Genomic DNA, 18,800 nt, shown 5'->3' with positions numbered 1-18,800 from the left:
GCCCTTTCCCACATGACGAGCAGCACCGAGACCACCGCCACCACCCCGCAGGTTGCGGTCAACGACATCGGTAACGAGGAAGCCTTCCTCGCCGCGATCGACGAGACGATCAAGTACTTCAACGACGGCGACATCGTCGACGGCGTCATCGTGAAGGTCGACCGGGACGAGGTCCTGCTCGACATCGGTTACAAGACCGAAGGTGTCATCCCGAGCCGCGAGCTCTCGATCAAGCACGACGTCGACCCCAACGAGGTCGTCGCCGTCGGTGACGAGATCGAGGCCCTCGTCCTCCAGAAGGAGGACAAGGAAGGCCGCCTGATCCTCTCGAAGAAGCGCGCCCAGTACGAGCGTGCCTGGGGCACCATCGAGAAGATCAAGGAAGAGGACGGCATCGTCACCGGTACCGTCATCGAGGTCGTCAAGGGTGGTCTCATCCTCGACATCGGCCTCCGCGGCTTCCTCCCGGCCTCCCTGGTCGAGATGCGCCGCGTCCGCGACCTCCAGCCCTACGTGGGCAAGGAGCTCGAGGCGAAGATCATCGAGCTGGACAAGAACCGCAACAACGTGGTCCTGTCCCGCCGTGCCTGGCTGGAGCAGACCCAGTCCGAGGTCCGCCAGACGTTCCTCACGACCCTCCAGAAGGGTCAGGTCCGCTCCGGTGTGGTCTCCTCGATCGTCAACTTCGGTGCCTTCGTGGACCTGGGTGGCGTCGACGGTCTGGTCCACGTCTCCGAGCTGTCCTGGAAGCACATCGACCACCCGTCCGAGGTCGTCGAGGTCGGCCAGGAAGTCACCGTCGAGGTCCTCGACGTGGACATGGACCGCGAGCGCGTCTCCCTGTCGCTGAAGGCGACCCAGGAAGACCCGTGGCAGCAGTTCGCCCGGACCCACCAGATCGGCCAGGTCGTCCCGGGTAAGGTCACCAAGCTGGTTCCGTTCGGTGCGTTCGTCCGCGTGGACGAGGGCATCGAGGGTCTGGTCCACATCTCCGAGCTGGCCGAGCGCCACGTGGAGATCCCGGAGCAGGTCGTCCAGGTCAACGACGAGATCTTCGTCAAGGTCATCGACATCGACCTCGAGCGTCGTCGCATCAGCCTCTCGCTGAAGCAGGCCAACGAGTCCTTCGGTGCCGACCCGGCCTCGGTCGAGTTCGACCCGACCCTGTACGGCATGGCCGCGTCCTACGACGACCAGGGCAACTACATCTACCCCGAGGGCTTCGACCCCGAGACCAACGACTGGCTCGAGGGCTACGAGAAGCAGCGCGAGGAGTGGGAGCGCCAGTACGCCGAGGCGCAGGCCCGCTTCGAGCAGCACCAGCAGCAGGTCATCAAGTCCCGCGAGGCCGACGCCGCTGCCGCGGCCGAGGGCGGCGAGGCTGCGGCTCCGGCCGCGACCGGTGGCTCGTACTCCTCCGAGGGCGCCGACACCTCCGGTGCGCTGGCCTCGGACGAGGCGCTGGCCGCGCTGCGCGAGAAGCTGGCCGGCGGCCAGAGCTGAACGCTCACCGCTGAGGCCTAGCCGATAGCTGGTCCTGAGGGGCCGTACCTTCCGAGGTGCGGCCCCTCAGGCGTTCTCCGGGGGACTGGCGCCTGCTTCCTTGATCAGGAAAGTGCCGGGCGGGAATGCCCCCGGTCCAGAGGGCGTTGACCCTGAGGAACACGAGGAGGAGCGGTCACAGTGCTTGATCCGCAGGGTTTGTACGCATGGGAGCCGAAGGGCCTCGCCGTTGTCGACATGGCGCTCGCCCAGGAGTCGGCCGGCCTTGTCATGCTCTACCACTTCGACGGATACATCGACGCGGGTGAGACCGGCGACCAGATCGTCGACCGGCTGCTCGACTCACTGCCCCACCAGCTCGTCGCCCGTTTCGACCACGACCGGCTCGTGGACTACCGGGCCCGCCGGCCCCTGCTGACCTTCAAGCGGGACCACTGGACCGAGTACGAGGACCCGACCCTGGAGGTCCGCCTCGTCCAGGACACCACGGGCGCCCCCTTCCTGCTGCTGTCCGGGCCCGAGCCCGACGTGGAGTGGGAGCGCTTCGCCGCCGCCGTACGGCAGATCGTGGAGCGGCTCGGCGTGCGCCTGTCCGTGAACTTCCACGGCATCCCCATGGGCGTCCCGCACACCCGCCCGGTCGGTCTCACCCCGCACGGGAACCGCACCGACCTCGTCCCCGGCCACCGCAGCCCCTTCGAGGAGGCCCAGGTGCCCGGCAGCGCCGAGTCGCTGGTGGAGTACCGCCTCAGCGAGGCCGGGCACGACGTCCTGGGCGTCGCCGCACACGTCCCGCACTACATCGCCCGCTCCCCGTACCCGGACGCGGCCCTCACGGTGCTGGAGGCCATCACGGCCGCCACCGGCCTGGTCCTCCCGGGCGTGGCGCACGCGCTGCGCACGGAGGCGCACCGCACGCAGACGGAGATCGACCGCCAGATCCGGGAGGGCGACGAGGAACTGACCGCGCTCGTCCAGGGCCTGGAGCACCAGTACGACGCCGCGGCCGGCGCCGAGACCCGGGGCAACATGCTCGCGGAGCCGGCGGAGATTCCGTCCGCCGACGAGATCGGCCGGGAGTTCGAGCGCTTCCTGGCCGAGCGGGAGGGCGACAACTGACCTCCGCCGGTTCCGTTGTCAGTGGCAGGGCCTAAGCTTCGGCACATGCTGAAAGTGGGCCTGACCGGTGGCATCGGCGCCGGCAAGAGCGAGGTGTCCCGGCTGCTCGTGGAGCACGGCGCCGTGCTGATCGACGCGGACCGCATCGCGCGCGAGGTCGTGGCGCCGGGCACCCCCGGTCTCGCGTCCGTGGTCGAGGCCTTCGGCACGGACGTCCTCGCGGCCGACGGCAGCCTGGACCGGCCCCGGCTCGGGTCCATCGTCTTCGCCGACCCCGAGAAGCTCGCCGTGCTGAACTCGGTCGTGCATCCCCTGGTCGGCCTCCGCTCCCGCGAACTGGAGGAGGCCGCGGCCCCCGACGCCGTCGTGATCCATGACGTACCCCTCCTCACCGAGAACGGTCTGGCGCCGCTCTACGACCTCGTGATCGTCGTGGACGCGAGCCCCGAGACCCAGCTCGACCGGCTGGTACGGCTGCGCGGAATGACCGAGGAGGACGCACGCGCGCGCATGGCCGCGCAGGCCACGCGCGCACAGCGCCGGGAGGCAGCGGACATCGTGATCGACAACGACGTCCCCCTGGACACGCTGCACAAGCGTGTCGCCGCCGTGTGGGACGAGCTCGTACGACGCGCTCGCGAGGCGTCCGCGGAATAGCGGGCCCCTGACCGGGCGTTGAACGCTCCGAGTGAGGGAAGGACTCTGCCGTGCCCGAGACCAGCGGTTCCACCGGACGTACTCCGGAAACGCATGTCATCGACTTCCGTGCAGCCGAGCAGCTGCTCAACTCACGGGACCCGCGGGGCGCGGTGAAACTTCTCGACGGAGTCATCGCCGCACACCCCGAGAACACCGCAGCCCGACTGCTCCGCGCGCGTGCCTTCTTCGCCGCGGCGCAACTGCGGCCCGCCGAGCTGGAGTTCACCATCGTGCTGGAGCGCGAGCCGGACAACGCGTTCGCGCACTTCGCGCTGGCCCGCACCTACGAACGCCAGGGCCGCTCCGACCAGGCCAAACGCCATTTCCGGCTGGCGGCCGCGCTCGACCCGAATCCGCAGTATCTGAAGGCGGCCCGCTTCGACGACTGACCGGCCCCGCGACCGGCGACCCGGTGCCGGGCGGTCACGGATGCCGGTGCCTCGGCCAGTGCGGGTACGGCGGCCGGCTCCGCGCCGGCCGGTACGGCGGCACGTCGTCCGGCGGCGGATACGGCGGTACGTCACGGCCCGGCTGGTAGTGCGGGCCCTGCCGCATGTGCCGGAGGATCATGGTCATGTCGACGGTGACGACCAGCCACAGCACCCCGCAGGCCGCCGCCCAGCCGGGGCGCCCGGCCAGCACGAACGCGGCCGTGCCGAAGATCGACCAGACCAGCCCCCACACGCTCAGCCAGAACCGCGCCCGCAGCGCACTGCGCGCGGTCGACGGTTCACTGCCCGTACGCATGGCACACCACCACTCCTCCCTGCAACGTACTCTTCGGGAACGACGTTCACCAACGGTGCGCATCGGGCCCTCGCGTGCCGGTGGCACGTCGTTCACCGAAGGGGGATCCCGTGCTGCCGGACGCCGACGACCTGCCCGAACTGCTCCTCGACCTCTCCGTGCCGCACGAGGACATCAACGACCTGGTGGCCGAACGGCGCAGGATCGCCGCCGATCCGGGCCTGCTGCGGCTCGTCGAGGAGTGCGTCGAGGCGCTGTTCCGCGGCCCGGAGGGGACCGGCCACCCGCCCGACCTGGCGGAACCCTTCGACGCGGCGCCGCAGCAGCTGAGCCGCACCTTCCCCGCATACGTCTTCCTCGCCGCGATCCCGCGCACCCTCGTCCGGCACCGGGACCGCGGCATCCCGCCCGAGATCTCCCGGCGCACCCTGGCCGACCTGGGCCGGCACATGGCGGCACACCGCAGACGGCACGGCACGACCGGCGTGCAGGCGCGGTGCTGGCTGGTCCGGCACTTCCGCGGTGAGCTGTTCCAGCTGGGCCGGTTGCAGTTCGAGCGGGCGCGGCTCGGGCAGCGCTCGGCGCCGGTGATCGCGGCGGCCGGAGCGGCCGCGGTGCCCGGCACACCCTGTCTGAACCTGCACATCCCCGACTTCCACGGCCCGCTGACCCCGGCCGCCTGCGACCGCTCGCTCGCGTGGGCCCGTGAGTTCTTCGCCCGGCACTTCCCCGAGGAGCGGCCGGTGGCGGCGCTGTGCCACTCCTGGCTGCTGGACCGGCAGTTGAGACGCTATCTGTCGGCCGACTCCAACATCATCCGGTTCCAGGACCGGTTCCGCACCGCTCGCGAGGACTCCGAACCGGCCGACACCGAGCCCGTCCAGTTCGTCTTCGGGGACCCCGGACTGCCGGTCGCGGAGCTGCCGCGGCGCACGTCCGTGGAGCGTGCGGTGGGGGACCATCTGCGGGCCGGCGGCCACTGGTACATCGGGCACGGATGGTTCCCGTTCCCCGGCTGAACGGCACGGGGCGGGCGCGGGGTAACTCGAACGGGTGAACTGGCGCGGAAGAGGAACGGGCGTGCGGGGACCGGCCGTTGTTCGGGCATGACGGTCGAAATGCGTGAGGGACACGAGGGCACGGGACCCGGAGCCATCACCCCGGACGGCTGCGCGGTCGAGCTGTACGAGCGGCTGCCGGCGGGCGACGCGCCGGACATCATCGCCGCGGCGGTGCCGGCGGGCGCACACATCCTGGAACTGGGCAGCGGAGTGGGCCGGATGACCCACCCCCTGCTCGAACGGGGCTTCACGGTCACGGCGGTGGACGAGTCCGCCGACATGCTGGCCCGCGTCCGCGGGGCACGCACGGTGTGCGCTCCGATCGAGGAACTGGACCTGGGCGGTGAGCGGTTCGACGTGGTGATGCTGGCGTCGTGCCTCGTGCACGCCGGCGACGAGGAGGTCCGCCGCGGCCTGCTGCGCACCTGTGCCCGGCATGTGGCGAAGGGCGGCTGGGTGCTCATCCAACGGGAGGGCGAGGACTACCACACGAACGTGCCGAGGGAGCGGGTCGACCCGAGCGGCTTCACGATACGGATCGCCTCGGTGGAGCCCGTCGGAGACGGGGTGAACTCGGTCCGGGCCGAGTACACGTTCCCGGACGCGGCCTGGACCCAGACCTTCCTGGCCCGGCCCCTGACGAAGGAGGCGTTCGAGTCGGCACTGGCGGAGGCGGGACTGGAGGTGGACGCGTACCTGACACCGGACCGGACGTGGGTGCGGGCCGTATCGAAGCCGTAGCGGACGTGCCGGTGTTGGCACCGACGCCGGTGCCGGCACCGGCGGTGGGCGGAGAGGCGGTAGGGCGGAGAGGCGGAGGCGATGAGCGATGAGTTTCCGGGACTCGTCGGGTCTACCTCGGTGAAAGCACACAGCACCGCTTCACCCAGGAGACCCTCATGTCCCAGACTGCCGCTTCCGCCAGCGCCACGACGTCCGCGTCCTCCGTCGGCACCCACACCGGCCGGGCCCGATGGGCCGGGGTCGCGCTGCGCTCGGTGCAGGTGTTGCTCGCCCTGTTCTACGGCATCGCGAGTGCCCTGCCCAAGCTCATCGCACACCCCTCCGCCGTCGAGTCCTTCGACAAGATCGGCTGGGGCGGCGGGGCCATGTACACCATCGGCGCGCTCGAACTCGCCGGAGCCGTCGCCCTGTTGATACCGCTGCTCCAGTCCGTGGCTGCGATCGCCCTCAGCGCGCTGATGGTGGGCGCGTTCGTCGTCCAGCTCACCGCCTTCCACGGCCAGAACGCGGCGACCCCGGTGATCCTGATGGTGCCGCTCATCGCGATCGCCTGGGCGCGCCGTGGGTCCAACCGTGCGTTGCTGGGGCTGGTTCGGCGGGGGTGAGCAGGGAGGCGAGCCGAGAGGAGAGAGGGGAGGAGACGGGAGGAGAGACGGGCGGCGGATCACCGACCCCGAGAGCGCCCACCCGATCCACCACGCCCACCGGATCCACCGGCCCGATCCCGCCCACCGGTTCCGCCGGGCCTGCCCGATCCGCCACCTCGGTCCGCACGGCCGCCGGCTCCCCCGGACGTGCCCCGCCCGCCCGCATCACCGGAGCCACCACGGCTGCCCCGTCCACCGCGCTCGCCGGCGCCACCCGGGCCGCCCGGACCACCGGGTCCGGCGAAGCCATCAGGCTTCGCGAAGCCGCCGAGGCCGGCGAAGCTTCCAGGGCCGGAGAAGCCTCTTGGTCCCGCGAGGCCGCTCGGGGCGCCGGGCAGGCTGCCGAGGCCGCGGAGGCGTTCCATCTCGCGGCGGTCTCGCTTGGTGGGGCGGCCGGTGCCCCGGTCGCGGAGGCCGGCCGGGGCCATGGCATCGCGGGGCGGGGGCGGCGGTGAGTTGTCGATGTAGCACTGGACGGCCACGGGGGCGCCGACCCGCTTGCGGATCAGGCGCTTGACGATCACGACCCGTTCCCGGCCCTCGTGCCGCAGACGCACCTCGTCGCCGACGTGCAGGGAGTGTGCGGGCTTCACCCGCTCGCCGTTCACGTGCACGTGGCCGCCCCGGCAGGCGGTCGCACCGAGGGAGCGCGTCTTGATCAGGCGTACGGCCCAGATCCAGCTGTCGATCCGGACCGATTCGCCGGTCGACGGCCCCGCGGCCTCGGCGGCGGCCACCGCGGCGGTGATCTCGGGATCGAGGGGGTGGGCGGCCGGTGTTCCGGAGCCGGAGGTGTTCGGGGCGGGGCTCGTTCCCCCCGGCCCGGCGGTCTCACGGTTCACGGTGTCGTCCGCATCCTCGGAAGCCATGTCCCGACCTTAACTCCCCGGGCGGACCGAGCCGGCCGTGTTTTTCCGGGGCGCGCTCCACAGCGCGAGGAGTGCGAGGGGCTGCCCTCGCCGCTCGCCGGCCGCACCCCCCTGGCTCACCCCGGATGCGTCGGACCGGTGTACCCCAGAGGCTGTTGTCGTTGACCGGACCCGAGCGCAGGAGGTGGCGTGGACACGGCGGGCAGGGTGGATGCGTTGATGGAGGGGCTGCGCGCCGATCTGGTGCGGCTGGCCGAGATTCCCTCCGTGGCGTATCCCGGCTATCCGGAGGAGCCGGTGCATGCGGCGCACGATCTGCTCGTGGAAATGCTGCGCGGCGTCGGCGTGGAGCACATCGAGCGGATCGATCTGCCCGGCACCGCGCCGGTGATCTTCGCGGAGATTCCGCCGCCGGATCCGGCCGCGCCGACCGTCCTGCTGTACTCCCACTACGACGTCCAGCCGGCCGGTGACGAGAGGCTGTGGCTGTCGCCGCCGTTCGAGCCCACGCCGATCGAGGGCGGGCTGCGCGCCCGTGGCATCGCGGACGACAAGGCGAACGTCATCGCACACCTCGGCATGCTGCGGGCGTACGAGGGGCGGCCGCCGGTCGGGGTGAAGATCGTTTTCGAGGGACAGGAGGAGTACGGCAGTCAGTTCGACACGTACCCGCCGACCGATCCGGAGCGGTTCGCGTGCGACGCGATGGTGATCGCCGACCTGGGAAATCTGCGGCCCGGCACCCCGACCCTGACCACCGGGCTGCGCGGGACCGCCGATGTGATCGTGGAGGCCCGTACCCTGGCCGAGCCCCGGCACAGCGGTGAGTTCGGCGGGGCCGCCCCCGATGCCCTGCTCGTCCTGCTCAAGGCGCTGGCGACGCTGCATGACGTGCACGGCGACGTCGCGGTGGAGGGGCTGTGGCGGGAGCCGTGGTCGGGGGCCGGGTACACCGACGACGAGTTCCGCGAGCTGGCCGGGGTGGGCGAGGACCTGCCGCTCATGGGGAGCGGGACGCTGGGGGAGCGGTTGTGGAGCGGCCCGGCGATCACGGTCATCGGGCTCGACGCCCCGAGCGTCGACCACGCCGCCTCCGCCGTCGTCCCGTACGCCCGGGCCAAGCTGAACCTGCGCTTCCACCCCCGGCAGGATCCACGCGAGGCGCTGTCGGCGCTGGCCGAGCATCTGCGGGTGCTCAGACCGTACGGCGTGCCGCTCACCGTCACCCCCGGCGGCACCGGCCCGGGATTCGAGGCCGTCACCGGTGGTCCGGCCTACCGGGCGGCGCTCGACGCGCTTGCGCGAGCATGGGGCACCGAGCCGGCGTACATCGCCACCGGGGGTTCGATCCCGCTGGTCAACGGGCTCGCCAGGGCCGCGCCGGACGCGGAGGTGCTGCTCTTCGGCGCCCAGGACAACCTGTGCAATCTGCATGCCCCGAACGAGCGCGTGCTGCTGTCGGAGCTGCGCAACACGGTCGTGGCGATGTGCGCGTTCGTGGAGAACTACGCGAGCCTCGCGGCGCAGGACCGGGCCGGGGCGGACAGGTGACATCGACATCGACGGCGACGTCGACATCAAGGTCGACGTCGACCTGCTGATCCGCGTCTTCGTGGCGCCGGCAGCCGCGTTCGTCTGAACCGCGCCCCGCGCGGGGGCATACGGTGACGGTATGGACGACAGCGCTGCCCTCGCCCGGCTCGACGGGCGCGTCGCGGACTGCCGGGCCTGTCCCCGGCTGGTGGAGTGGCGCGAGGAGGTGGCCCGGACGAAGCGGGCCGCGTTCGCCGACTGGACGTACTGGGGGCGACCGGTGCCCGGCTTCGGCCCGGCCGACGCCCGGCTGGTGATCATCGGTCTCGCCCCCGCCGCGCACGGCGGCAACCGCACCGGCCGCATGTTCACCGGCGACCGCTCCGGGGACGTGCTCTACCAGGCGCTGTACGACGTGGGGCTCGCCTCGCAGCCCACCTCGGTCAGCGTCGACGACGGACTGGAGCTGTACGGCGTCCGCGTCACCGCGCCCGTGCACTGCGCGCCGCCCGCCAACAGCCCGACGGCCGGCGAGCGCGACACCTGCCGCCCCTGGCTGGTCCAGGAGCTGAAGCTGCTGCGCCCGACGCTCAGAGCCGCCGTCGTCCTCGGTGCCTTCGGCTGGCAGGCCGCGCTGCCCGCGTTCGCCGAGGCGGGCTGGGCCGTACCCCGGCCGCGCCCGGCCTTCGCCCACGGCACCCGGGTCGCGCTCGACGGCCTCGACCTCTTCGGCTGTTTCCATGTCAGCCAGCGCAACACCTTCACCGGCAGGCTCACCCCCGAGATGCTGCGCGAGGTGCTGCGCACGGCGGCGCGGACGGCGGGACTGCCGTGACCGGTAACGCACCTCGGTCAGACGGCTCTACCTTCTTGATCGGGTTGATCGAGCCATTCGTAGGGTTGGGTCGCCCAGGGGTGCTGGGTGTGGCTATCAGGCGGCTGCCGTCTCGTGGCATACGACGCTTCGCCGCCCGGCACCCCACGACGACTCGGCCGCCGATTAGGAAGTGCGAACAAGTCGCTGTGTAGAGCAATGCCGGCGAGGTCGTCTGTGGTACGAGCAGAACGAATACGCACGTCAGGAGCATGATGAGCCGGATATGGGCGGGGATCGACAGCGGCAAGGGCCACCATCACGGCCTTGCTCTGGACGCGGACGGCAAGACGCTGTTGTCGCGGCGGGTCGCCAACGACGAGCCCGAGCTGCTGAAGCTGATCGGTGACATCCTGGACCTGGCTGGCGGCCGTGAGGTCACCTGGGCCATCGACATGACCGGCGGGGAACCCGCGCTGTTGCTGGCCCTGCTGGTCAGCCACGGCCAGGAGGTCCTCTACATGCCCGGCCGACTGGTGAACCGGGCCTCCGACGGCTACCGCGGCGAGGGCAAGACCGACGCCCGTGACGCCTACGTCATCGCCGACCAGGCCAGGATGCGCCGGGACCTGCGGCCCATCCGCCCTGGCGACGAGGCCGCCGTGGAACTCAAGCTGCTGACCGGACGCCGGTCCGACCTGGTCGAGGACCGCACCCGCGTCGTCAACCGCCTGCGCGGCACCCTGCTGAGCATGTTCCCGGCTTTGGAACGAGCCCTGGACGTGACCAACACCGGCCCGCTCAGGCTTCTGACGGGCTACCAGACGCCGCCCGCGATCCGCCGGGCCGGCGTCATGCGGCTGACGAAGTGGCTGGCCAACCGCAAAGTCCGCAACGCGAGAACCCTGGCCGAAGCAGCCGTTGAGGCCGCCGAGCGCCAGCACACCTCCATCCCGGGGGAGAAGATCATCGCGAAGCTGGTCCACACCCTGGCCGAGGAGGTGATGGCCCTCAACGAGCAGATCGCCGAGATGGACAAGCTCATCGAGGGCCGGTTTCGCGAGCACGAACTCGCCGACATCATCCTGAGCGTCCCCGGCATCGGCGCGACCCTCGGTGCCGAGTTCCTCGCAGCCGTCGGCGGCGACCTGGACGAGTTCGACTCTCCGGACGCTCTGGCAGCCTTCGCCGGCGTCGCCCCCGCCCCTCGCGACTCGGGCAAGGTCAGCGGCAACCTCCACCGGCCGATCACCTACCACCGAAGGCTCCAACGCGTCTTCTACACCTCCGCGCTGGTCAGCGTCCGCTACGACCCCAACTCGCGGAAGTTCTACGACCGCAAACGCGCCGAGGGCAAGAAGCATGTCCAGGCCGTGCTCGCCCTCGCCCGCCGACGCGTCAACGTCATCTGGGCCCTGATCCGTGACCGGCGGTGCTACCAAGTCACACCGCCGGTGACCGCAGCCGCTTGACAACAGCATTAGGAAGCGTCGTCCCCGAACAGGTGCCGGACCGTCGAGCGGTAGTTGGCGCGGACGTGGTCCAGCGCGTGGGCGCGGGCGCGGTCCGGGTCGCCGGAGGCGATGGCGTCGTACAACTCGCGGTGTTCACCGAGTAGTTGGGGCCATTCCTCGTTCTGGCGGGTGAGCCAGCGCAGGCGGCCGTCGACCGGCTCCATGACCGAGATCAGCAGGCTGTTGCCGGCCAGGGCGCGGATGCGGTCGTGGAAGCGGGTGTTGATGTCCGTGATCGCCTCGGCGTCCCCCTCGTTCGTCGCCCGCGCCGCCTGGTCCAGCAGTGCGCGCAGCTCCGCCAGGGCCTGCGGCGTCACCCGGCTCGCCGCCAGCCCCGCCGCGTACACCTCCAACGCCTCGCGCAGCTCGAAGAGTTCCCGGACGTCGGTCGGGGTCAGCCGCCGCACGACCGTGCGCCGGGCCGACTCGAACAGGACGAAACCCTCGGCGACCAGTGCGCGGATCGCCTCGCGCACCGGCACGCGTGAGACGCCGAACCGCTCGGCCAGCTCCCGTTCGACGAGCCGGTCACCGGGTGCCAGGCGCCCGGCGATGATGTCCTCCCGCAGGCTCGCCAGCACGCGTTCGCGCACCGCGCCGAGGGGTTCGGTCTTCGTCGTCGCAGAGGCCGTCGTGGGGGTCATGAGCCCATCTTCGCCGACCCGGCGGCGCTTTTACGGGGCTGTAACGGCAACGACATCGGTCCGAACGGTTGACGGCGGGACCATGACGGGAGTTTGGTATACCAAACGGCTGCCGTCCTCCGTCTCCCCCTTGCCCCTGGAGGCCCCGTGTCCCTCGCCGATCGCGCCGAAGCCACCGGCGCCACCGCGTTCGTCCCCGACCCGCGCCTCGTCAACGAGGACCTCGCCCCCGCGAAGCAGCGGAACTGGAAGGTCTTCGACCTGTTCGCCATGTGGATGTCGGACGTCCACAACCTCGGCAACTACACCTTCGCCGCAGGCCTGCTGGTCCTCGGCATGAACGTCTGGCAGGTCTTCACGGCCCTGCTCGCCGGCTTCGTGCTCATCTACATCGGCATGAACCGCATGGGGAAGATCGGCCAGCGCCACGGCGTGCCGTTCCCCGTGGTCAGCCGCATCAGCTTCGGCATCTGGGGCGCCAACATCCCGGCGCTGATCAGAGCCGTGATCGCCATCATGTGGTACGGCATCCAGACCTATCTGGCCTCCGTGGCCGTCAACGTGATGCTGCTCGCCGCGTGGCCGGGCCTGGCGTCCCTCACCCACCACTCCTTCCTCGGCCTGGACGCGCTGGGCTGGATCTCCTTCGTCTCGCTCTGGCTGCTCCAGTGGGTGATCATCAGCCAGGGCATGGAGGCGGTGCGCAAGTTCCAGGACTTCTGCGGCCCGGTGATCTGGCTGGTGATGATCGCGCTCGCGGTCTGGGTCCTGGCCAAGGCCGGCTGGAGCATCTCGCTCACCTCCACCCCGCACCCGGTGTCCACGGGCGAACAATGGCGGCAGTGGTTCGGCGCGATCGGCCTGATCCTCGCCACCTACGGCACGCTGATGCTCAACTTCTGCGACTTCTCCCGCTTCGCACCCGACAACAGGACCGTCCGGCGCGGCAACTTCTGGGGCCTGCCCGTCAATTCCACCGCCTTCGTCGTCGTCTCGGTGATTGTCACGGCCGGTTCGCTGAAGGCGTTCGGGCAGGCCATCACCGACCCGGCGGAGCTGGTCGCCAAGGTGGGCAACACCTGGGTGCTGGTCGTGGCCGCGTTCGCCTTCGCGGTGGCGACCATGGGCGTCAACATCGTCGCCAACTTCGTCTCCCCGGCGTACGACCTCGCCAACGTCTGGCCGCAGAAGATCACCTTCAAGGTCGGCGGCATGATCAGCACGGTGGCCGCGCTGGTCGTCACCCCCTGGAACCTCTTCTCCAACCCGACGGTCGTCAACTACTTCCTCGGCGGCCTCGGCGCCTTCCTCGGCCCGCTGTTCGGCGTGATCATGATCGACTACTACTGGGTGAAGCGCGAGAAGATCGACGTCGACGCGCTGTTCGACGCCCGGCCGGGCAGCCCGTACCACTACCGCAAGGGCGTCAACCCCCGGGCGCTGTGGGCGTTCCTGCCCTCCGCGGCGGTCGCGGCCGTGCTGGCGCTGGTGAAGAGCTTCAGCGACGTGGCGCCGTACTCCTGGTTCATCGGCACCGCGCTCGGCGCCGGTCTCTACGCGCTGCTCAACCGGCGTGACCGCGCGGTCCGTACGACGGAGGAGGTCTGACGAGCGTGCGGATCATCGTCACCAACTGCAACACCACGCAGGAGATGACCGAGGAGATCGTGCGAGGTGCCCGGGCCGCCGCCGGCCCGGGCACCACCGTCACCGGTCTGACCCCTGCCTGGGGCCCCGCGTCCGCCGAGGGCTGGCTCGACAGCTACCTCTCGGCGGCGGCCGTCCTCGACACCCTGCGCACCTACGACGGTCCCGCGTACGACGCCGTCGTCCTGGCCGGTTTCGGCGAGCACGGCCGGGAAGGCGTACGGGAGCTGGTAGACGTCCCGGTCGTGGACATCACCGAGGCCGCCGCCCATCTGGCCTGTCTGCTCGGCCGCCGCTACGGCGTCGTCACCACCCTCGACCGCTCCCTCGGCCAGATCGAGGACAGCCTGGAGACCGCCGGGGTGGCCCGCAACTGCGCCGCCGTCGTCGGCACCGGCCTCGGCGTCCTCGACCTCGCCGAGGACCCCGGCCGCACCGAGTCGGCGTTCCTGTCCGCGGCCGAGCGGGCCCGGGACGCCGGCGCCGAGGTCCTGGTGCTGGGCTGCGCCGGGATGACGGGCCTGCAGCGGACGGTGGGCGAGAAGCTGGGGCTGCCGGTGGTCGACGGCGTGGCCGCGGCGGTCCGGCTGGCCGAGTCCCTGGTGGCCCTTGGCCTGACGACCAGCCGGGCGGGCAGCTACGAGAAGCCGCTGCCGAAGGAGCGGAGGTGGGGGCGGCCCCGCACCGATCAGTAGGGGTCAGTCCTGGGGCTGCCAGACGTACCGCACATCCGGCTCCCGCTCCTCGTTCCCGCTCCCGTCGGTGAACTCGACGGCCGTGAAGCCGTGCCGCTCGTAGAAACGGTGGGCGGGCTTGTTGACCTGGAAGGTCCACAGGGTCAGCCCGCCCGGGCTGCGCCCCTTGGCCAGCGCGACGAACCGGTCACCGATGCCCCGGCCCCGCCACGCGGGGTCCAGGTACAGCTGGGACAGCTCCTGCTCGTGCAGGACCATCACCCCGACGACCCCGCCGCCGGCCGCCTCCGCCAACCAGGTCTCCCGCGCCGGTACGACGACGTTCTCGAAGTAGTCCCGGACGTCGTCGTCGGAGCGCGGCCGGACGACGGTGGGCAGCGCGGCGGTGAAGGAGCGCAGCCAGACGTCGGCGACGGCCCGGGCGTCCCCCGCGACGGCCCGCCGGAGCACGACATCCGCCACACCCGCCACATCCGGTTTGTCGGTCCTGGTCGGCTCGGCGCTGGCTACGACCGTCTCGTCCGTCTTCGTGGGCACCACGGCCGTGGCCGTGATCTCCACCAGTTGCCCGGGGTATCCGAGGCAGGTGACACCGAGCAGCGTCGAGGAGTGCGGCCCCGTGCTCAGCCCCGAGGCCTCCACCACGTCCCACACCGCCGACAGGTCGGCCGTATCGCCGCTGACGACGTACACGTCGGTGGCGATCACATGCTCGAAGTCGCTGCCGACGGCGCGCAGTTGCTCCCGCAGATTGGCGAGCACCCGCTCGGCCTGCCGTACGGGGTCGCCCGGGCCGACGATCTCCCCCTTCTCGTCGAGCGGCACCGAGCCGGCGAGGAAGGCGAGCCTGGTGCCCGTCTCCACCACCGAGGCGTGCGCATAGGCGGGCGGCGGGAAGAGGCCGGGTGCGTTCACTCGGCGGATCATGGCGGCTCCTGGGGTGGCGGTCGACGCCTCCCGATCATCCGCGTCCGACGGCACCGACGCATCCCGGTTTCCCGGCCGGCAGCGGCGAGGGATCCGCGAGCACGCCCAGCCGCCCCACCTGCGCCGGGCGATCCACCGTCGGACGAGGGCTTCAGCAGGTCACTGTCGTGACGGTTCTCCTGGGCATGGTGTTGTGCGGGCTCACCACCAGGTGGGCCGTCACCGCGTCGGTCAACATGCTCGATCGGGACTCCGGGTCCGGCGCCGGAGGCGCTGGGTGCGCGTGGTCCCTCTTCGGACGCGTCGTGCTTCTGGCGGCGGCGTTCTGGACACCCCTGAGCGCGCCGGGCCCCGCCGGTGCCTGGGGGCAGGGTCTCGCCGCCCTCGTGGGTTTGCGGTGACCGCACCCTCGGCTTGTCGGACAACGGGTGCGCGGAGCCCGCACGGGGCGGCGCGGGCGAGGCGAGGTCGACTCGCCGCGCTGCGTACGCCGTTGCGACGCACCAAGGAGGGGCTCGCGGAAATCTCGGGTGCGGACTTCGGGATGGCTGCGGCAGGCTGAAGGGCATGCCCAGCTCTTCCCACGCCGAGCCCGCGGACGGTGGGTCCCCGGGCCGTGAGGTCCCGGGCCGTGAGGTCCCGGGCCGTGAGTCCCCGGACCACAAGTTCCCCGATCTCGGGTCTCCCGGTCCCAGGTCTCCCGATCCCGAGTGCTCCGATCGCGAGTTCCTCGCCGTCACCGCCGACCGTCTCGCCGCCCTCCCCACCGTCCGGGCGGTCGCCCTCGGCGGCTCCCGCGCGCAGGGCGTCCACCGCCCCGACAGCGACTGGGACATGGCGGTCTACTACCGCGGCTCCTTCGACCCCGACGACCTGCGGGCCGTCGGCTGGGAGGGGGAGGTGTCCGAGGTCGGGGGCTGGGGCGGCGGCGTGTTCAACGGCGGCGCCTGGCTGCAGGTCGACGGGCGCCGGGTCGACGTGCACTACCGGGACCTCGACGTGGTCGAGCACGAGCTGGCCGAGGCGACGGAGGGCCGGTTCCGGGTGGAGCCGCTGCTCTTCCATCTCGCCGGCATCCCCACCTACCTGCTCGTGGCGGAACTGGCCGTCAACCAGGTGCTGCGCGGCCAACTGCCGCGCCCGGCGGGCTATCCGGACAAGCTGCGCGTGAGCGCCGCCGAGCGCTGGCACGGCACGGCCCGCGCCACCCTCGACTACGCCAGGACCAACCACGCCCCGCACGGCCGCCTCACCGAGACCGCCGGGGTCCTCGCCACGGCCGCCGCGCAGGCCGCGCACGGCGTGCTCGCGGCACGCGGGGAGTGGGTGACCAACGAGAAGCGGCTGCTGGAGCGGGCCGGGCTGCGCGGGATCGACGCCGTGGCGGGCGCGTTGCGCGCCGAGCCCGAGGCCCTCGTCCACGCCGTCGTCCAGGCCGGAGAAATCCTGGCGGAAGCCCGGCAGTAACGGCGGCCGGAACCGTTTCATCGGGGCAGTCGGGGCAGTCGGGGCGTTGCGTTCATAAAGAAACCGGGCGTTCCGGGCACCTTTCACCTCCCCGAAACGTGATCGCCCCGCTCGCCCGGCGAACTCGCCCTACCGTGGAAGCACGGTCCGCCGGCCACCGTCGTCCGAAGGCACCCCACCCCGACCCGGCCCACGCCACCCCGCCCTCGGACGAACAGGAGCCCCGTGTCCCGGCCCGCCGCACCCCTCTGGCTCGCCCACGCCCTTCGCGCCCAGCGCGGTCCCGTGCCCTGGAGCGCGGTGACCCGGGGTGCGCTCGCGGCCGGGCCGCTGCTGCTCGCCGGGCTGCTGGCCGACCGGCTGCCCAGCGGTGTCCTCGCCGCCATCGCCGCGATGCTCGCCGGCATCAACGACCGCCCCGGCAGCAGGCGCGCCTCCGTCAGGCGGCTCGGGATGCCCGCGCTGGCCGGTGCGCTGGGGCTGCTCGCGGGGACGTACGCCGGGCAGGGGCTGGCCGCCGTACCGCTCACCCTGGTGCTCACCCTGCTGGGGCTGGTCGCCGGCGGCATCAGTGCCGTCGGGCCCGTCGCCTCCGCCGCCGGGACGCAGTTGCTCGTCGGAGCCGCGCTCGGCGCCGGGATGCCCGCGGCCGCGAGCGGCTGGCAGCGCGCGCTCGCCTTCCTCGCCGGGGCCGGCTGGCTGATCCTGCTGCGGCTCGCGCTGCCCACGCCCGGTTCACTCGCCGGGGACTTCCGGTTCGACGGGGAGCGGGAGGCGGTCGCCGACGTGTACGGCGCCGTCGCCGATCTGCTCGACGCCGTGGGCGGTGACCTCGCCACCGCCCGGCGGGCCGCGCTGACGGCCGCGCTCGACCATGCGCAGGACGCCCTCGCCGGACCCCGGTTGCGCCGGTTCGCGAGCTCCGCCGCCGAGCGCCGGCTGCACGCCCAGTACGTGGCCGCGCTGCCCCTCGCCGAGGCCGCCACCGCCCTGTTCTGGGCGGGGGAGCCGGTTTCCGCGCGGGCCGCGGAGGGGCCCCGCAGGCTCGCCGCCGCGGTCCGCGGCAATACCGGCACCGGCCCGCTGCCCGCCCCCAGCCGGTCCGTACCCGCCCTGCGCGCCCTGGACGACGCTCTGTTGCGCGCCGCCGAGGCCTTCGACCGGGCCGAGGGCCCGCACCAGCGGCTGCCCGCCCGGCGACGCGGCCGCCGGGACGCCCTGCGCGCCGCGTTCGGCACCGGCGGGCGCGAGTACGGGCTGCGCGTCGCCCTCTGCTTCGGGGCCAGCGCCGCCATCGCCCAGGCGCTGCACCACACTCGCTGGTACGGCCAGCACCAGCACTGGTACTGGCTGCCCGCCACCGCCGTCTTCCTCGTCAAGCCCGACCTCGGGCCGCTCGCCTCCCGGGTGCTGTGCCGCGCCGCGGGGACCGTGCTGGGCGCCCTGGTGTTCGCCGGGTTCGCCGCGGTGCTGCCGCGCCCGGCGGGGCTGATCGCGCTGGTCGCGGTCTGCGGGGCGCTCGTCCCGGTCGCCACCCGGCACTTCGCCGCGCTGACCGCCGTCGTCACCGTCCTCGTCCTCGCCCTCGTCATGGTCGGCGGCGAACCGCAGGCCTCCGCCGGCCGGATCGGCGAGACGCTGCTCGCCTGCGCGCTCGTGCTCGTCGTCGGGCACCTTCCGATGCCGGGGGAGCGGGGCGGCGGGGTGCGGGCCCGGCTCGCGGCGGCCGGGAGCGCCGCGCACGCCTACCTCGTGCATGTCCTCGGCGAGTCCGGCGACCTCGGCGAGCCCGCCACCCGCGCTGCCGGCGAGTCCTTCGACGCCCGTGCCGAGCGCTGGGCGCTGCGCCGGGAGGCCTACCGCACCCTCGCCGAGGCCCGCACCGCCATCGCGCTCGCCGCCGCCGAACTGCCCGCCCTGGCCCGGCACTCCGCGGGCACCGAGGCCGTCGCGGACGTTCTGGAGCGACTTGTCGACACGACCACGGCCTGCGCCGTGCACCTCGACGACACCGGCCGCCTCACTCTCCGGCATGTCAAGCAACTGCGGGACATTCTGGGCGAGTTGGAACTCCAGGGGATCGAGGTGCCGCTGCCCGCCGCCGCGTAGCCGTACGGTGGCATGCGTCGGCCGACACCTGCCCGACGTGATCGGACGTGGCGTCCACTGC

18 protein-coding genes and 1 pseudogene are annotated in these 18,800 nt (G+C 72.1%); 14 read left to right on the top strand and 5 right to left on the bottom strand.

Features of this window, described 5'->3' with window-relative positions; translation table 11 throughout:
* The first annotated feature begins 12 nt into the window (after nt 1-12).
* The 4 genes from rpsA (at nt 13) to AC4OXY_RS16495 (ending at nt 3,710) form a co-directional block, all read left to right on the top strand.
* On the top strand, nt 13-1,503 hold the full coding sequence (gene rpsA, locus AC4OXY_RS16510) for a 30S ribosomal protein S1 (protein ID WP_071375501.1): 1,491 nt from the start codon (nt 13-15) through the stop codon (nt 1,501-1,503).
* 180 nt (nt 1,504-1,683) lie between these two features.
* Entirely contained in the window at nt 1,684-2,622 is a 939-nt protein-coding gene (locus tag AC4OXY_RS16505; protein WP_356021206.1) for a PAC2 family protein, read from the top strand.
* A 45-nt stretch (nt 2,623-2,667) separates the two neighbouring features.
* Nucleotides 2,668-3,279 (top strand): dephospho-CoA kinase, encoded by a 612-nt coding sequence (coaE, locus tag AC4OXY_RS16500; RefSeq protein ID WP_356021208.1) that lies wholly within the window; start codon nt 2,668-2,670, stop codon nt 3,277-3,279.
* Nucleotides 3,280-3,329: 50 nt separating this feature from the next.
* Nucleotides 3,330-3,710 (top strand): tetratricopeptide repeat protein, encoded by a 381-nt coding sequence (locus AC4OXY_RS16495; RefSeq protein WP_356021210.1) that lies wholly within the window; start codon nt 3,330-3,332, stop codon nt 3,708-3,710.
* A 34-nt stretch (nt 3,711-3,744) separates the two neighbouring features.
* Here AC4OXY_RS16495 and AC4OXY_RS16490 read toward each other — a convergent pair whose 3' ends face one another.
* Complete coding sequence (locus AC4OXY_RS16490) at nt 3,745-4,068, bottom strand: DUF6343 family protein (protein WP_356021213.1); 324 nt, start codon at nt 4,066-4,068, stop codon at nt 3,745-3,747.
* 110 nt (nt 4,069-4,178) lie between these two features.
* Here AC4OXY_RS16490 and AC4OXY_RS16485 point away from each other — a divergent pair, with 110 nt between their 5' ends.
* From AC4OXY_RS16485 to AC4OXY_RS16475, 3 genes are all read left to right on the top strand, one after another.
* Nucleotides 4,179-5,087: an acyltransferase domain-containing protein gene (locus AC4OXY_RS16485; RefSeq protein WP_491994135.1), complete on the top strand. Its 909-nt coding sequence runs from the start codon at nt 4,179-4,181 to the stop codon at nt 5,085-5,087.
* A gap of 99 nt (nt 5,088-5,186) precedes the next feature.
* A complete protein-coding gene (locus AC4OXY_RS16480; RefSeq protein WP_376290747.1) occupies nt 5,187-5,870 on the top strand; it encodes a class I SAM-dependent methyltransferase in 684 nt (227 codons plus the stop codon).
* 158 nt (nt 5,871-6,028) lie between these two features.
* Nucleotides 6,029-6,478 carry a DoxX family protein gene (locus AC4OXY_RS16475; RefSeq protein WP_376290750.1) on the top strand — a complete coding sequence of 150 codons (450 nt, stop codon included), beginning with the start codon at nt 6,029-6,031 and terminating at the stop codon, nt 6,476-6,478.
* A gap of 59 nt (nt 6,479-6,537) precedes the next feature.
* Here the strand turns inward: AC4OXY_RS16475 and AC4OXY_RS16470 are convergent, their stop codons facing one another.
* The gene (locus tag AC4OXY_RS16470; protein WP_491994134.1) at nt 6,538-7,389 is read right to left on the bottom strand and encodes an RNA-binding S4 domain-containing protein; all 852 of its coding nucleotides are present in this window, start codon (nt 7,387-7,389) and stop codon (nt 6,538-6,540) included.
* A gap of 189 nt (nt 7,390-7,578) precedes the next feature.
* Here AC4OXY_RS16470 and AC4OXY_RS16465 point away from each other — a divergent pair, with 189 nt between their 5' ends.
* The 3 genes from AC4OXY_RS16465 to AC4OXY_RS16455 all read left to right on the top strand — a co-directional run bounded on the left by AC4OXY_RS16465 (nt 7,579) and on the right by AC4OXY_RS16455 (nt 11,208).
* A complete protein-coding gene (locus AC4OXY_RS16465) occupies nt 7,579-8,940 on the top strand; it encodes a M20/M25/M40 family metallo-hydrolase (RefSeq protein ID WP_491994133.1) in 1,362 nt (453 codons plus the stop codon).
* 121 nt (nt 8,941-9,061) lie between these two features.
* Nucleotides 9,062-9,757 (top strand): uracil-DNA glycosylase, encoded by a 696-nt coding sequence (locus tag AC4OXY_RS16460; RefSeq protein WP_491994132.1) that lies wholly within the window; start codon nt 9,062-9,064, stop codon nt 9,755-9,757.
* 254 nt (nt 9,758-10,011) lie between these two features.
* Nucleotides 10,012-11,208: an IS110 family RNA-guided transposase gene (locus AC4OXY_RS16455; protein WP_491994612.1), complete on the top strand. Its 1,197-nt coding sequence runs from the start codon at nt 10,012-10,014 to the stop codon at nt 11,206-11,208.
* A gap of 8 nt (nt 11,209-11,216) precedes the next feature.
* Here AC4OXY_RS16455 and AC4OXY_RS16450 read toward each other — a convergent pair whose 3' ends face one another.
* The gene (locus AC4OXY_RS16450; protein ID WP_491994131.1) at nt 11,217-11,894 is read right to left on the bottom strand and encodes a GntR family transcriptional regulator; all 678 of its coding nucleotides are present in this window, start codon (nt 11,892-11,894) and stop codon (nt 11,217-11,219) included.
* A 147-nt stretch (nt 11,895-12,041) separates the two neighbouring features.
* On the opposite strand from AC4OXY_RS16450, the gene AC4OXY_RS16445 reads away from it, so the two are divergent.
* Together AC4OXY_RS16445 and AC4OXY_RS16440 are read left to right on the top strand one after the other, a co-directional pair.
* On the top strand, nt 12,042-13,502 hold the full coding sequence (locus tag AC4OXY_RS16445; protein ID WP_362819133.1) for an NCS1 family nucleobase:cation symporter-1: 1,461 nt from the start codon (nt 12,042-12,044) through the stop codon (nt 13,500-13,502).
* Between the two features lie 5 nt (nt 13,503-13,507).
* Entirely contained in the window at nt 13,508-14,236 is a 729-nt protein-coding gene (locus AC4OXY_RS16440) for an aspartate/glutamate racemase family protein (RefSeq protein WP_356021230.1), read from the top strand.
* A 3-nt stretch (nt 14,237-14,239) separates the two neighbouring features.
* On the opposite strand, the gene AC4OXY_RS16435 is transcribed toward AC4OXY_RS16440, so the two are convergent.
* Nucleotides 14,240-14,698 (bottom strand): GNAT family N-acetyltransferase, encoded by a 459-nt coding sequence (locus tag AC4OXY_RS16435; protein WP_376290997.1) that lies wholly within the window; start codon nt 14,696-14,698, stop codon nt 14,240-14,242.
* A 132-nt stretch (nt 14,699-14,830) separates the two neighbouring features.
* A pseudogene (locus tag AC4OXY_RS16430) lies at nt 14,831-15,163 on the bottom strand (RidA family protein); the annotation flags it as partial.
* A 567-nt stretch (nt 15,164-15,730) separates the two neighbouring features.
* On the opposite strand from AC4OXY_RS16430, the gene AC4OXY_RS16425 reads away from it, so the two are divergent.
* Nucleotides 15,731-16,630 (top strand): nucleotidyltransferase domain-containing protein, encoded by a 900-nt coding sequence (locus AC4OXY_RS16425; protein WP_491994130.1) that lies wholly within the window; start codon nt 15,731-15,733, stop codon nt 16,628-16,630.
* A gap of 225 nt (nt 16,631-16,855) precedes the next feature.
* The gene (locus AC4OXY_RS16420; protein ID WP_491994129.1) at nt 16,856-18,739 is read left to right on the top strand and encodes an FUSC family protein; all 1,884 of its coding nucleotides are present in this window, start codon (nt 16,856-16,858) and stop codon (nt 18,737-18,739) included.
* Nucleotides 18,740-18,800 lie beyond the last annotated feature (61 nt).

The organism is Streptomyces sp. HUAS MG56, assembly GCF_058673395.1.
Note: the sequence above shows the minus strand (reverse complement) of the source record. Positions and strands in the feature narration are given on the sequence as shown.